We start from the raw sequence: 14,296 nt of genomic DNA, 5'->3' as shown, positions 1-14,296 counted from the left end.
GGGGACAGCCTGCAAAAGGGGAGCAAGCGTCATGATCAAAATATACAACGAACCGAAACGGGAAGCGTACCGCCGCTTTATTGAGTATGCCTGCGAGCGTTCGGCTCTGTTTATGTTGGCCGACCGGACGGAAAAAGAGAGAACGGGCTGGGGGCCGGACCGGGGTTATTGGAGGGTTCTGGAACAGCTTGAGCCTTACCGGGAACGGACGGAAACGGTAGAGTCTGTAAGGGGGGGAAATCCCATTGCGTACACCGAAGGCGGAACGATTAACTACTACCGGTGCGCGCCGGGCAGCGCCGGCGTGCTCCAAAAAGCGGCGGACCGCCTGTACGAGTGGCGGTTTCCGCATCGGCCGGAGGACCTGTCTTTTCTGGATGCAAGCGGGCATCCGTGGATCGTTACCATTGCCCATGAAACGATGGGCGCAATAGAGATCGGGGAAGACGAAGCAAAGCGGTTGGCGGCGGCAATCCCGGGATTGTTTTTGCAGGGGGCGTTCAACAAGGAATTCGGGGCGTTTTGGGCGGATGCGCTGCATCATCAGGCGGAGGAGCTGCATCTGGCTGGGTTTTGGATCGAAGAACTGCCCGCCGATATCGGCCGGCTGCGGTCGCTGCGCCGTTTGGAGGTGTTTGAACCGGGGGTGCGGCGGCTTCCGGCCGTTTTGTTTGAGTTGCAAGAGCTGGAGGAGCTGACCCTGTACCTCTGGGATTTGGAGGAGCTGCCGGCGGATATCGGGAAGCTGCAAAACCTGAAGGCGCTTACGGTGTGCTGCGGCAGCTATTACGGGGCCGCTCCCGCACCGCCGCTCCTTCCGAAGGAAGCACTGTCGTTCCGCCGGCTGCCGCGCGAGATCGGTGGTTTGCAGAAGCTGGAGTATTTCCGCCTATCGTATACGGGTATCGCGGAGCTCCCGGAAGAGCTTTGGGAGCTCCCCAAGCTCAGGAGTTTGGATTTGTCCAACAATCTGCTGACCGGAGTCCCGGCCGGTGTTTCCCGTCTGAAACGGCTGGAGATAAGCAATTTCAGCATGAATGCGTTCCCCTGGACTTGGGAGGAGGCAGAGTTCTGAACCGGGCGGGCGTGGCACGGGCGAGCGGGACGGAGAAGGGGATTGCTGCCTGGCGGGCGGGTGTCAGAGCGGTAAAAGACAAGATGTGGCGATGCAGCCCGGCGGATTGCTGCCTGGCGGGCCGATGCCGGAGCGAAGACAGGATGTGGCGATGCCCAAAAGCGGGGCAAGAACAGCAGGAAAGTAGCGGAATAAGTGTGCTATAGTGCCCCATCCAGTATCGCAGTTTGAAAAAGAAGCTCCGGGGTTGTCTGCCGGCAAAGGGGCGGCGAAGATCCGAAACTCCGTGTTTTGAGAGAGCCTCCCACATGTAGCGGCGAAGACCCGAAATCCCGACTTTTCAGAGAGCCTCCCATACGAAGGATGGCCAAGAAGTGCAAAAAGGCAACTAATTCTACCGATATCTGCTGTTTTGGACCGAATAGATGCAGAAAGGCACTTATTTCGTCCGTTTTCTCTAGAAATCGCTTCTTTTGAGGGAAATAGTTGCGTGTATGTCCTTATTTCGCGATGGAACGGGAATCTAAGGAAAATAGGTGCCGCTCCGCACTTAATTGCACTCTGTTCGCTGGTAATCGCTTGCCTGATCCGCCCAACCGCTCGCTCCCAACGGCTTCTCCCAGCCGCTCCTTTTCTCAACTACGGGAACATTGGCAACAGGGTGGATGCTAAGCAAACGGGACCAGAGAAAACAACCACGGCGGATGGGACACCAGGGATAACGCCGAACCTTGCACAGCAAGTTGAATTTTGACTTTCAGCGGGAGACTAAAAGGGTATATCGTTTTTACAAAAAATGGGAAGTTAGCGGGGAACCGGCTTGGTATGGAAGTCGGAACGTTTTTCCTTCCGGAGCCGTTTAGGGTATGATAGGAAAAAGGGAGTTTCCCGGGAAATATGAGGTGACAACGGGCGGAGCACTCACGCTCCAAGCGATTTCATGGACCGAAACCAACAAGTGGACAGGAAAAGGTGCGCCGTATGCGGCGAGAGCAAACCGGCGTCGGCAGATGCGGACAAAAACGGAAAAGGCGGTGCCCGCCGCGAAGACGCGGTTTGCGCGGATTGCCGCCGCCTTGGGAGCGTCGGCGAGACGGCGGCCGCTGTGGACGAAGCACCGCGCCGTGTGATCTGGCCTGATCCGAAGCCGGTGAAAAAAACCAACCCGTCTGCCAACCAAGGCCAGGTAAAAGCCGGGGGGGCGATGGAAGCCGGCAAGCCGCGGCCGGAGATAGGCGGAGCAAAGCAGCCGGGGGCGGCCAAGGATAGCGTATCCGCGTCCGCTACGGATGCGCCAGGGCCGGGAAGGGTAACGAAGCGAAAGCGGGTTGCTGCGGCGGCTGAATCAGCGGAGACGGACGCAGACGCAAGGCGCGAACAAGCGGTTGAGCCGGTAACGGCTCCCGCAGGTACGCTGAGGGCTCAACTTGCGCCGCATGCGGGAGCTGAAGCGCCCGAGGCGGCTGCCGAGATGAAGGAGCCAATTTTTGAGGCAGCGGAAGCGGCGGGAGTGGACGGCGACGACGGCGATACGGCGGCGCAGCCGAAGAAAAAGCGTCGGCGGAAGAAGAAAGCCGCGCTCGCCGAAGCGCTGTCGGAAGCGACGGCAGCCGCCGAACCGACGGAGCCAATTGGCGAAGCGGCTGAGGCGACTGCCGAGCCGAAGGAGCCAATTTTTGAGGCAGCGGAAGCGGCAGGAGCAGACGGCGACGGCGTAGCGGCAGCGCAGCCGAAGAAAAAGCGTCGGCGGAAGAAGAAAGCCGCGCTCGCCGAAGCGCTATCGGAAGCGACGGCAGCCGCCGAACCGACGGAGCCAATTGGCGAAGCGGCTGAGGCAGCCATCGAGCCGCCCGAGGCAGCGGAAGCGGCAGGAGCAGACGGCGACGGCGTAGCGGCAGCGCAGCCGAAGAAAAAGCGTCGGCGGAAGAAGAAAGCCGCGCTTACCGAAGCGCTGTCGGAAGCGACGGCAGCCGCCGAACCGACGGAGCCAATTGGCGAAGCGGCTGAGGCAGCCATCGAGCCGCCCGAGGCAGCGGAAGCGGCAGGAGGCGACGGCGACGGTGAAACGGCAGCGCAGCCGAAGAAAAAGCGTCGGCGGAAGAAGAAAGCCGCGCTCACCGAAGCGCTGTCGGAAGCGACGGCAGCCGCCGAACCGACGGAGCTAATTGGCGAAGCGGCTGAGGCGGCTGCCGAGCGGAAGGAGCCAATTTTTGAGGCAGCGGAAGCGGCAGGAGGCGACGGCGACGGTGAAACGGCGGCGCAGCCGAAGAAAAAGCGTCGGCGGAAGAAGAAAGCCGCGTCCGCGCCGCCGGAGGCGCAAGCATCGCCTTCTACGCCGGAGCGTACGCCTCCCCCCGTTGACCCGGGGGCCGCACCGGCGGCGGCTTCGCCGCGCCATGTGCTTGGCTCCACGGTCCCGGCGGGCACCGTTCCTTCCGTCCGCACGCTGACGGAGGAGGAGGTCGAGGCGGCGCAAGCGCGCCTGCTGGCGGAGCAGCAGCCCGCCAAGCGCAAACGCAAGCGCCGCCGCAAGCGCGGCTCCGCCGGTGCCGCGCCGGACGCTCCCCCGCAGCAGGCGGCGCTGCCCGAGCCGGCGGCATCCGCTCCGGCGCAGACCCCGCCGGCGCCGGGCTACAGCCGCGCGGACGAGCCCGGCGGCGTCGCCCGGATCGCGGCCGCTTTGGCGCCGGCCGAGCTGGCCGCGGAAGTGGCCGCCGCCCCGGCCAAGAAGCGCAAGCGCAAACGCGCCCGCAAGCGCCGCCGCAGTGCGGGGCAAGCGGCCGCAGCGGCCGGCCGCTTTGCAAAAGGCGAACCGCACGGAACCCTGCCCGTCCGCGAAGAGGAAAAAGCGTACATGCGCAAGCACCATCACCTGCACCGGACGCAGGCCGACCCGTCCAAGCCCGATCCGTTCGACGCCTCCGTGCTTCGGCCAACCAGCGCCGGCATTATCCGGATGCGCGGCCGGACGGAGAAAGGCCGGGGCTGGTATCAGGAGATCGAGCCGGAGATGGCGCATACCCTCGTCAACGAATTGGCCGCCATCGTCGTCAACCGGCACACCATCCGCCGGTTGTACACCACGCGCGATTTTCGCCGTTATATTTTGACGCGGGACAAATACACCTGCTTCTTCTGCGGCGAATACGGGGACACAATCGACCACCTGCTTCCCCGGGCCAAAGGCGGCCATACGACGCCGGTCAACTGCGTATGCGCCTGCAACCTGTGCAACCAGTCAAAAGCGGACCGGGATCTGGACGAGTTCATCGAAGCCGGGCATTAAAACCGCTTCATCATCCTTCCTGAAGAAACCGAAAAAAGACTTCGCAATCAAATCCGCCATTCCGCCGTCCCTTCCGGGGGACGGCTTCCGTTTGGGCTGATCCATTCGGCCTTTGTTCGTGCCACAAGCAAGGAATGCCGCCAGAGAAAAGAGGAGACGACCATGCAAACCCCGCACCAAACCCGAATGATCATCGACGCCGACACGGGTATCGACGACGCGCTGGCGATTTTATACGCCGTGCGGTCGCCGCGTATTCATGTGGAAGGCATCACCACCGGCTTCGGAAACACAAGCGTGGAGCAGGCCACGGAAAACACGCTGCGGCTTTTGCATCTGGCGCAGCCCGGTTATGCCATTCCCGTGGTGCAAGGGGCCGACCGCCCCCTGAAGCGGCCGCGCGGAGAATTTACCGTTCATGTGCATGGGGCAAACGGTATCGGAGACGTCAAGCTTCCGCCTTCGCCGCAGCAGGCCGCCGCCGAAAACGCGGTATCGTTCCTGCTCCGCAAAGCGGAGGAGCATTCCGGGGAGCTCGTGCTTGTTACCCTCGGGCGGCTGACCAACCTGGCGCTTGCCCTCGAAGCCGATCCCGGGCTGGCCGCAAAGCTCAAAAAGGTTGTCGTCATGGGCGGCGCGGTCCACGCGCCGGGCAACGTCACGCCGGTGGCGGAGGCCAACTTCTGGGGCGACCCGGAAGCGGCCGAGCGCGTGTTTGCGTCCGGTGTTCCGCTGCTGCTGGTCGGGCTGGACGTTACGCTGCAAACCCGCATTACCCGCGAGCAGGCGGCGTCCCTGGAACGCACGGCACGCCCGGAAAACCGCGCCATCGCGTCGTTTATGAAGGCGTCGCTGGAGCACTATTTCGGTTTTTACGCCCGGACCAACCTGTTTTTTGAGGCGGCCCCGCTCCACGATCCCTTGGCGCTCATGGTAGCCGTTCATCCGGAGCTGGTGACCTACCGCCAAATGAAAGCGAGCGTCGAATGCGCAGGCGAGCTGACCAGCGGCATGGTCGTGGCGGATTTGCGCGCCATTCCGCGCGTCGGCCATGACATCGAAGTGTGCGTCGGCGTGAATGCGGAGCGGGCCGTCGGCCAATTCCTGTCCGTATTTTAATTGCGTTCCCCGCCTGCAGGCTCTCGGGGCCTTCGGAAGCATCCGCTTCCGGGGCCTTTTTGCCGTGCCGTTTTCCGCCTCCCTATTAACCGCCAACCTGACATAAGCGCTTCTTATGGAATGGATCATCAATCGGAATTTCCGTTTTCGTTCTTCCGGCCCTATAGTGAAAGCACAAGATTAGACGGAGAAAAGTCCGAAAAGGAGACGGAAAAATGGGCCTGACGATTACAGCGGCGGTGCGAAAAAGAACCGGATGGAAGAACACGGGCGGTTTCCTGCGCGGGATCGGGTTAACCCTGCTGCTGGCGCTGTTCGCCAAAGCGGCATCCGGGCTGCCGTATGCCGGCGTGCTCGGCCAGCTGGTGCTGGCCATGATCGCGGGTGTCGCGTGGCGTGCCGTCCGGGGCTTCCCGGCCGGTACGGATACGGCGGCGGGAATCGCCTTCTCCAGCCAAAAGCTGCTCCGCGCGGGCATCATTTTGCTTGGCATGCGGTTGAATCTGGGGGACATTGTCCGTGCGGGGCCGGCCGTTCCCGCGCTGGCGGCGGGCTGCGTCGCCTTCGCGCTGCCCGTTGTTTACGGCCTGGCCCGGCGCTTCAAAGTAGACCGCGGTCTTGCCCTGCTCACCGCATGCGGCACCGCCATATGCGGGGCGGCCGCCGTCGTGGCCATTGCGCCGCAAATCAAGGCCTCGGACGAGAAAACCGCCATCGGAGCGGGGACGATCGCACTGCTCGGCACCATTTTTACCCTGCTTTACACCCTGCTGTTCCCGGTGCTTGGCTTGAGCGGCGGCGATTTCGGCATTTGGGCGGGCGCCACGCTTCACGAAGTGGCGCATGCGGTAGCGGCCGCGGCGCCGGTTGGCCGGGAGGCGCTTGACCTGGCGCTCGCCGTCAAGCTGACCCGGGTGGCGCTGCTGGTGCCGGTCGCCGTCCTGGCCGGGCATTTGGCGAACCGGCGTCCCAGCTGCGACGGGGATGACGCGGAAGGCCGGCACGATACGCCTCCTTCCCGCCGCCGCGTGCCCATCCCCTGGTTCATCCTGGGGTTTCTTGCGGCAAGCGGCATCCATACGCTCGGGCTGGTGCCGGAAGCGGCGGCCACCGCCGCCGTCACCGCCGCTTACCTGCTCATCGCCATGGCCATGGCAGCCATCGGCCTGAATGTGAACGTTGCGGCGTTCCGCCGGTTCGGGCTGAAGCCGCTTGCCGCCGGAGCGATCGGATCGCTGCTGCTCTCCGCGTTCGGCTATGTCATGATCCGGTGGTCCGGCCTTTTCTAGGCAGGCAGCCCGCCAAAAGACAAAGAACTCGTTCTCATTTCCTGGGGAAGGAGTCTTATTCCGTCAAAATCCGCCCGGTGGATTAGCCTCAGTCCGCCGGGCTTTTTGCTGGGTCCATTCGCATGCCGCCGTTCGCTCCCTTTTAAAGCCCGGGCCTCATTTTTATTATTTGGACTGGTTCTCAAGAAGGGATTATGGTAAACTTGCGTTTCAACGGACAAGCGGGAGGGTTATTACCCTAGTCGCTGCGCCGGTTTCTTTGCTGTACCGGTTTATGAAAACCGGCATGAAAATTTATCCTGTCGAGACGCAAAAAGACCTAGAGAGAGAAAAACGAGAAAAAAGGGGAGAAAACAAAAAGGCGGTGCGGAATGGGAGCCATAGCTGTAAAAATGCCGGCCAAAGCCGGCAAACGGATCAAGGAAATCGATATTGTGCGCGGGATTACCATAACGCTGGTCGTGATGGGCCACGCGGCCATGCCCCTCTGGCTGAACGAGGTGCTCAAGACGTTCCGGGTGCCGCTGTTTTTTCTGGTGTCCGGCTTTTTGTTCAGCTACCACCGGTATGCGAATGACGTCAAAAGCCTGCTGGTCAGCCGGTTCTGGCGGCTGGCCGTTCCGTATTTGTCCGCTTGCGTCCTTTTCTATGCGCTGTGGGTGGTTCGCAACCCCGGTTTGCTGAAAAGCGGACCTTCGGTGCTCGAACCGATCTACCCGGCCTTGTACGGGTACGCGCCGGATTTGTACATAAACTATGCCTTATGGTTTTTGGTGACGCTGTTTTGCGCCGAGCTGGTGTTCTGGGCGGGGCTGCGCCTCGCCGCTGAATGGCCGGTGCTTCGCCAAACCGTCTTTTTCGCGGCCGTCAGCCTGGCCGGCTTTTACCTGGGCCGTTTCGTCGCGTTCCCCTGGGGGCTTGATATTGCGATGACGGCGCAACTGTTCCTGTTTACGGGCTACCGCCTCCGGCGGATGAACCTGTTTAACGGGTTTGTTTTTCCGGGCTGGCTGCTGGCGCTTGCAGCCGTATTTTACGGCGCGGCGGCGTATTGGAACGGCGTGGTCGACATGGCTCAACGGATGTACGGGCATAACCCGGTATTGTTTTACCTGGGCGGGCTCGGGGGCAGTGTCCTGGCGCTGCAGGCGGTCCGTTTGCTCGCCCCCTGGCGGCTGTTTGAAAAAGTTTTTACCTACATCGGACGGGAATCGCTGAACGTGCTGATTTTCCACCTCGGACTGGCGCTGTTTCTCCTGCAAACGGCTTACAAGGTAGCGTTCGGCACCATCGACATCCATTGGCTTCCGGCCACCGTCTGGGGCGTGGCGTTCTCGCTCGCCGTCGGGTACGTCGTCAAACGGACGCCGGTCGTGCGCTTTTTCCTGAACGGCATTCGCACCAAGCGGACCAATCCGCCCGTGCCTTTGCCCGTAAGCGGCGTTGCCCGCGAGGGGTAACCGTCGGCTGTGCGCCAAAGGGGACAGCTGTGAAGGCGGCCCCGGGTAAGAGCCAAAAGCTTCTCGTCTATGCAGACGGGAAGCTTTTTTGCGCGTGGGGAGCGATAGACTTCGTCAAAAATATGATAGGATAAAAGATGGAACATCGCCAAAGGAATTCCAAATGAAAAGGAGGCGGAACCGCGGAATTAACCGGTATCGGCAGCACCATCGCGCAGAACGCCATGCGACATCAGCTATACGGCATTATCGCCATGGTGATCGGGTTGTATTTGATTGTCCATGGGGTATGGTTATTAAGAGAGGGACGCCAAAAGGGCAAATTTATTCTTCTAACGTTTCTTGGCCTGGTTTTGGTTTTTGCCGTACCCGCTTTTCTGGAGTACCTGAATCTTCGCAGCAGTCTGGAGCTTCCCTTCTAGAGTGAACCGATTGTGACCGCACATGAAAAAAAGGCTGGGCGACAAAAACACCGACACCGTACGGGAGGTAGGCGACTATGAAAATCGGCTTGATCGGCTTGGGCAAAATGGGACTGAACCTCGGCAAAAACATGATCGACCACGGCCATGAGGTGGCGGCTTTCGATTTGAACACGGCAGCGGTGGAGGAGCTGGCCGCCTATGGGGCCGAGGGGGCTTCGTCCATTCCGGACCTGCTCACTCTGCTTCCGTCCCCCAAGGTGGTTTGGCTGATGATTCCGCATGCGGTGGTGGACACGCTTTTGGACCAGCTGGCGCCGCTGCTGGCCGAAGGGGACATCGTCATCGACGCCGGGAACTCGCATTACAAGGAATCGGTGGCGCGGTACAACCGGCTGCGGGAGTCGGGCATCCGCTTTGTAGACGCGGGCACCTCGGGCGGCATGGACGGAGCCCGGCAAGGAGCCTGCTACATGGTAGGCGGCGACCCGGAAGCCTGGGCGGTCGTGGAGCCGGTGTTCCGCGACACGGCCGTGGACAAGGGGTATCTGTACGCAGGCCCGGCAGGCAGCGGCCACTACCTCAAAATGGTGCACAACGGCATCGAATACGGCATGATGGCGGCCATCGGGGAAGGCTTCGAGGTGCTGGAGAAAAGCTCGTACGACTTCGATTACGAAAAGGTCGCCCGGGTGTGGAGCAACGGCTCCGTCATCCGGTCGTGGCTGATGGATCTGACGGAAAACGCTTTTGCCAAAGATGCGAAGCTGGAAGGCATAAAAGGCGTCATGCACTCCTCTGGCGAAGGAAAATGGACCGTGGAGGAAGCGCTCGACCTGCAAGCGGCGACGCCCGTGATCGCCATGTCGCTTCTCATGCGCTACCGGTCGCTTGACGCCGACAGCTTCACCGGCAAGGTAGTCGCCGCTCTGCGCGGTGAGTTCGGCGGTCATGCGGTGGAGAAGAGCGAAGAAGCCTGAGCAGATTAATCGGCCGTAAACGAAAACCCGCGCGGGCCAGATGAACCACCGCCCCGCTCGGGTTTTCACTTTTTCGTCTCCGTAAGTTTGCCGTCGGTGCAGGTGTATTGGGCGATGGAGTCGCTGACCGCGCGTTCAAACATGAATCGGCCTTGGTCATAAAAGTCGAGGGAATGAATCTTTTCCACTCCGAATCCCTTTACGCTGGCAGCCGTTATCACGCTGTTTTGTTCTTCAAATGCCACGGGCGCATACCAGGCATAGTCATCCGGCCGGAGAATCCAGATCGCGGTGCCGGTCTCGTATTCAAAAAAATCCTGGAGGTAGACCTTGGAATCCTGCCAAATCTCCCGTTCCGATCCCGCATTTTGATCCTGGCAGAGGAATGCGGCGCGTGCCTTGGCAGCGGCGACCATGTTGTCCTTTCGGGGGGAGGAGCCATAGTTCGGCCGATGCGGTTCGGGAACTCGGACGCTGACCGTGCCCGCTCTCGCATAATGATCTCCCGGCCATTCGGCCCCGCTGTCTTTGGACACTTCTCCGGTGGCGTAGACGGTTCCGCTCAAAAGAGCAAAGGGAAGCAGCCCTTTGGCTTTATGCGTATAGCCATAGAGCTTTCTTTGGTCATCCGGTCCGGCGTAGAGACGCAGCTCAATTTCAAGCGGTTGCCCGATAAAAGGTTCAAAGCCGTTTGTGCCTGCGCCTTCCGTTTTGTCCGGGTACAGCCACAGACGCAGGTTAATATAGGCCTCCAAAGCGGATTGTACCGCCGCCGGCGTGTAGCCTTTAGGAAGCGCGACCTGGGGGGGAGAAGGCGGATCGGTTGCCGTTGCCAGCGCGGCGGGTTCGCTGCCAGCGGCGGTTTCACCGCCGACTCTGTCTTGCTTGGGGTCCGTCGAACACCCTCCTGATACGAGAAAGAAAACCGTCAAGACCAGAATAACTCCTCTGCGTGTCTTCATGTCATGGCTCCTTCGTTATGAGAGGGAGGACGGATTCTGCAAGGTGGAGAACGAATCAAATACGATTACACACATCCGTAATCCCGCCCTAGCTGGTCGTTTCCCTGTATCTAGTAAGACTAGTTTTGCATTAAAATAGTTGCGATTCAAATAAATAGAATATCCGTGAACGAGGTTTTTTTCGCTGCACGCAAAAAGCGGGATACGGAGGGGTTCCTCCAGCCCGCTTCTCCTGCGCGTTTCCGTGTTTTTAACGTCACGTTTGATGTTGCCGCGCTGCATGTTCAATTATTGCCCCATACCCGGTCGAGCTTTACGCTTTGGCAGATGTCACCTTCACCCGCAGAACGGTTTTTCTTTTGGCCGGGGCTGTTCGCTCGGGGTTCGACAGGTAAATTTCCCGATGCACCCGCGTGGTGCGGACCAGTTGATGCTCCTCGCAAAAAGCGGCGATCCGCGCAAAGCTGGCGGGCTCGTCGTCATAGGGGCCGACATGCAGCGCTTGCACGCAAAGCCCTTCTTCCAGCGATGCGAACCGGACGTCCGTCAAAGGCAGCTCCGGCTTTTTCTTGCGGGCAGAGGCCAGAGCGGCGGAAACCATATCCGGCTGTACAAAATCCGGCTGGCGGACCATCAGCGTATAGGCCAGCTCCTTCTTATCCTTAAGCGGGTCCAGCTCCTCTCCGGCGGCCGCCCGCGCAAGCGCCCGTTCGTTGAAGCTCCAGACCCCTTCGAGCGGGTAAACGGTGTAATCCGTGTAGCCTTCGAAAGACGGGCCTTTTTTGAGCATCATTTTGAGCGTGTAGGAGAGGGTGTACAGCGCGGTAATACGTCGCGAAAAGCCGGCCTCGTTCGGGTCTCCTTCTCCATCGATCATGAAGTATTGCAGTGGGGGTACGGTCAATTGGACAGGCGCGGAACCGGGCAGATAAAGGTTTTTTTCGTGTTTGGACCATTCATGTTTCATGCGGCACCTCCGTTTGACACCAGCATAGCAAACGAAATCGGTCATCTGGCTGTCCGGTTTACCGGATGATCCAAGCAGCCCGGCCGCCTCGGCGGACGGGCTCGGGCTGTCGAGAAAGTCTCGATAACCTTTGACCATTTCGACGGCACTCGTTCCGAAAATCAATTGGAGCGGGGAACCCAAACCAACTTGCCCCGCCGCTGGTTTCGGAGCCTAGTGTCTCCGGCATCATAGTTTGGAAAAGATAGAACGACAAGGTGATGAGCGTCTATCGGCAAAAGGGTGCGGGGGCGAAATTCCCAATAACCAGAGGGGTTCGCGCTTGCAGGTGGAGCAGGAAGTGCAAAAAAGCAACTAATCACCCCTTTATCGGCTATTTTCGATCGAATAAGTGCAAAAAGGCAATTATTTCTCCCATTTTCTCCCCTTATTGCTTCTTTACTTAGAAATAAGTGCGTGTATGAAATTATTTCGCGATGGGACCGAGAAACCATCGGAAATAAGTGTCGTTGTGCACCTATTTGCCTTCTCTCCCCGGTCATCGTTAACTTGTGCCCCCTACTTAGCAATTTTCAGCCAAGAAAGCAGAAGCAAAAGGAAGGGTGGGCAAGGCAAACGGAGGGGCTCTGATGACGGTAGCCGTACAGAACATGAAGAAGCTGGCGACCCGCCAGGATCGCCGGGACAAACGGAATAATCCCCTCGTTTTTCCCCTTTACAACGGTGGCAAACGCAAAAGAAACCCATGATTATTAAAATGATCCGGGTTTCTCGACAATCTGGGGCCATCCGGCCCGCCTCGGCGGCCGGGCTTTTCTTTTGTTCTGATTTGCCGTTCTGGTAGAATAGATAAAAAACGGATGAGCGCGCTCAACCCTGGAGGCTGAAGACCATGATCCACGAACTTCTCGCAAAGCTGGCCCGCTGGCACGAAGCGGATGAATTTCAGAGCATCGTTGACGCCATCGAAGCCATTCCGGCTTCCGAAAGGGGTTATGAACTGACGGGGCAGCTGGCGAGGGCTTTGAATAACCTGGAACGGTACGAGGAAGCGCTGGAGCAGCTGCGCCGGATCGAAGAAGAGGGACGGAACGACCCCGTTTGGCACTTCCGGGCGGGATATGCTTACTATCACATGAAGCAGTATGAAGAAGCGGCGAAGGCGTTCGCCCGGTCCGACGAGCTGGACCCCGGCGACGAGGATACCGAAACCTTTCTGCTGTGGAGCCGCCGCAAGGCGGAGCGTCAGCTCCGGCTGCTGGCAGCCTCCTACAAGCGGGAGCTGGAAAGAGCGACTACCCCCGGCCCGGCGGGGCCGCCTTTTGACGGCTTCGATTTTACGGGCTTCTGGGACGACAGCGCGTACGCGCTCAAGTCCTATGTCTCTCCGCCGCCCTCCGACGAGCTGATCGCTTCGGTCGAGGAAGAGCTGGGCTACAAGCTGCCCGCCTCTTACATCTGGCTGATGAAGCAGCACAACGGCGGCATCCCGGTGGATACCTGCTTCCCGACCGACGAACCGACCTCCTGGGCGGAGGATCACATTGCGATCGACGGTATCCTGGGCATCGGACGGGACAAAGCCTATTCGCTTTGCGGCGAGCTTGGCAGCCGGTTCATGATCGAGGAGTGGGGCTACCCCGATATCGGCGTTGTCATCTGCGATTGTCCGTCAGCGGGGCACGACCTCGTCATGCTGGACTACCGGGCCTGCGGACCGGAAGGCGAGCCGGAGGTTATCCACGTCGACCAGGAGGCCGATTACGAAATCACCTTTCTGGCCAAAGACTTCGAGACGTTCATCCGCGGCCTGGTGAGCCATGAGGTGTACGACACCTCCGCCGAGGACAAAGAGGATGACCTGCGCAAAGCGGCCAGCGGGGCGTTTTCGCCTTTGCTTGCCGAGCTGTGCGGGAACGTTACGGAGACGGCGGGCATCGAGGAGAAAATCCGGGCGGTCTGCACGAAAATCGTGGAGGAAAAAGGCCATTTTGCCTTCCATGCCGACCCCCTCTCCATGCTGATGTACGATCTGCAATTTTGGCTGTACACCAAAACCTACCCGGACACGAACCGCCAGGCTTATCTGGACATCTACCCCAAAATGATCGCCTTCGGCGGCGAATTCGGCTCGGGCGGCTACGCGCCTGCTTTTATCACGGACTGGCTCGCCGACCGCGTCAAAAAAGGCTGGATCGAGGAGCGGGGCGGAGCGCTCCGGTTTACGGACCAGGCAGCAAAGGAGCTGCTGGAACGGTTGGAGGAGGCAGCGGGTTAAGAGGAAAGAGAAGCCTTTACCAGCGAAAAGGAGGAAACCGCTTGTTAAGGAGCATAAGGCAGCGAATCTACAATGCCAAACAGATGCAGAAAATGCGAGAGGAAAACCCCGAAGCCTTCCGCCGTGCGTTGGAGGAGCTTAACGCCCGGGAACGGGAAGCCGTCAAAAACGCGCCTCCCCCAAAGGCCGGGCCGGTCGTCAAGTTTTTTCGGTATCTTCTGTACATCGTGTCCGCCTTTATACTGCTTGTCGCTATCATCGGGTTGCCCCGGTCCGAACAGCCTGTTTTTGCGGCGCTCAGCTTTGGTCTGCTGCTTTCCGTCCTCTTTATGGCGGCCGGCCTTGCCCATCCCGCCGTTGTCTTTTTTCGGGGGCGGTGGTCCCGGCAAGATGTGCTCGAGCTGTTCGGGCTGCTGACTATCGCCCTTGTTCTCCTGATGGTGGTTTTCCGGCCGTAG

General features: G+C 60.0%; 11 protein-coding genes. 9 read left to right on the top strand and 2 right to left on the bottom strand.

Translation table 11 applies throughout. The features are described 5' to 3' along the window. Positions 1-31: 31 nt before the first annotated feature. The 7 genes from AC6I6H_RS05975 to gnd all read left to right on the top strand — a co-directional run bounded on the left by AC6I6H_RS05975 (position 32) and on the right by gnd (position 9,631). On the top strand, positions 32-1,075 hold the full coding sequence (locus tag AC6I6H_RS05975; protein WP_497952822.1) for a leucine-rich repeat domain-containing protein: 1,044 nt from the start codon (positions 32-34) through the stop codon (positions 1,073-1,075). Positions 1,076-2,015: 940 nt separating this feature from the next. Next, positions 2,016-4,361 (top strand): HNH endonuclease, encoded by a 2,346-nt coding sequence (locus AC6I6H_RS05970; RefSeq protein ID WP_497952819.1) that lies wholly within the window; start codon positions 2,016-2,018, stop codon positions 4,359-4,361. Positions 4,362-4,523: 162 nt separating this feature from the next. Beyond that, a complete protein-coding gene (locus AC6I6H_RS05965) occupies positions 4,524-5,480 on the top strand; it encodes a nucleoside hydrolase (protein WP_497952817.1) in 957 nt (318 codons plus the stop codon). 215 nt (positions 5,481-5,695) lie between these two features. Next, on the top strand, positions 5,696-6,769 hold the full coding sequence (locus AC6I6H_RS05960; RefSeq protein WP_497952813.1) for a YeiH family protein: 1,074 nt from the start codon (positions 5,696-5,698) through the stop codon (positions 6,767-6,769). 371 nt (positions 6,770-7,140) lie between these two features. Beyond that, positions 7,141-8,229, top strand: coding sequence for an acyltransferase family protein (locus AC6I6H_RS05955; protein ID WP_497952808.1), 1,089 nt, complete (start codon positions 7,141-7,143; stop codon positions 8,227-8,229). Positions 8,230-8,453: 224 nt separating this feature from the next. After that, positions 8,454-8,651, top strand: coding sequence for a hypothetical protein (locus tag AC6I6H_RS05950; protein ID WP_497952804.1), 198 nt, complete (start codon positions 8,454-8,456; stop codon positions 8,649-8,651). A 77-nt stretch (positions 8,652-8,728) separates the two neighbouring features. Further along, the gene (gnd, locus tag AC6I6H_RS05945) at positions 8,729-9,631 is read left to right on the top strand and encodes a phosphogluconate dehydrogenase (NAD(+)-dependent, decarboxylating) (RefSeq protein WP_497952800.1); all 903 of its coding nucleotides are present in this window, start codon (positions 8,729-8,731) and stop codon (positions 9,629-9,631) included. Positions 9,632-9,696: 65 nt separating this feature from the next. On the opposite strand, the gene AC6I6H_RS05940 is transcribed toward gnd, so the two are convergent. Both AC6I6H_RS05940 and AC6I6H_RS05935 read right to left on the bottom strand, forming a co-directional pair. Next, positions 9,697-10,593 (bottom strand): hypothetical protein, encoded by an 897-nt coding sequence (locus tag AC6I6H_RS05940; protein WP_497952795.1) that lies wholly within the window; start codon positions 10,591-10,593, stop codon positions 9,697-9,699. Between the two features lie 313 nt (positions 10,594-10,906). Next, a complete protein-coding gene (locus AC6I6H_RS05935; protein WP_497952789.1) occupies positions 10,907-11,560 on the bottom strand; it encodes a GyrI-like domain-containing protein in 654 nt (217 codons plus the stop codon). An 892-nt stretch (positions 11,561-12,452) separates the two neighbouring features. Here AC6I6H_RS05935 and AC6I6H_RS05930 point away from each other — a divergent pair. Beyond that, the gene (locus tag AC6I6H_RS05930; RefSeq protein ID WP_497952784.1) at positions 12,453-13,838 is read left to right on the top strand and encodes an SMI1/KNR4 family protein; all 1,386 of its coding nucleotides are present in this window, start codon (positions 12,453-12,455) and stop codon (positions 13,836-13,838) included. A 41-nt stretch (positions 13,839-13,879) separates the two neighbouring features. Then, a complete protein-coding gene (locus tag AC6I6H_RS05925; protein WP_497952779.1) occupies positions 13,880-14,296 on the top strand; it encodes a hypothetical protein in 417 nt (138 codons plus the stop codon).

It is taken from the genome of Gorillibacterium sp. sgz306347 (genome assembly GCF_059735245.1).
The sequence above is the reverse complement of the archived record's forward strand: the minus strand, read 5'-3'. Positions and strand labels throughout refer to the sequence as shown.

Coding starts and splice junctions, on each gene's coding strand:
- AC6I6H_RS05975 (WP_497952822.1), top strand. CDS start 32: ATGATCAAAATATACAACGAACCGAAACGGGAAGCGTACCGCCGCTTT.
- AC6I6H_RS05970 (WP_497952819.1), top strand. CDS start 2,016: ATGGACCGAAACCAACAAGTGGACAGGAAAAGGTGCGCCGTATGCGGC.
- AC6I6H_RS05965 (WP_497952817.1), top strand. CDS start 4,524: ATGCAAACCCCGCACCAAACCCGAATGATCATCGACGCCGACACGGGT.
- AC6I6H_RS05960 (WP_497952813.1), top strand. CDS start 5,696: ATGGGCCTGACGATTACAGCGGCGGTGCGAAAAAGAACCGGATGGAAG.
- AC6I6H_RS05955 (WP_497952808.1), top strand. CDS start 7,141: ATGGGAGCCATAGCTGTAAAAATGCCGGCCAAAGCCGGCAAACGGATC.
- AC6I6H_RS05950 (WP_497952804.1), top strand. CDS start 8,454: ATGCGACATCAGCTATACGGCATTATCGCCATGGTGATCGGGTTGTAT.
- gnd (WP_497952800.1), top strand. CDS start 8,729: ATGAAAATCGGCTTGATCGGCTTGGGCAAAATGGGACTGAACCTCGGC.
- AC6I6H_RS05940 (WP_497952795.1), bottom strand. CDS start 10,593: ATGAAGACACGCAGAGGAGTTATTCTGGTCTTGACGGTTTTCTTTCTC.
- AC6I6H_RS05935 (WP_497952789.1), bottom strand. CDS start 11,560: ATGAAACATGAATGGTCCAAACACGAAAAAAACCTTTATCTGCCCGGT.
- AC6I6H_RS05930 (WP_497952784.1), top strand. CDS start 12,453: ATGATCCACGAACTTCTCGCAAAGCTGGCCCGCTGGCACGAAGCGGAT.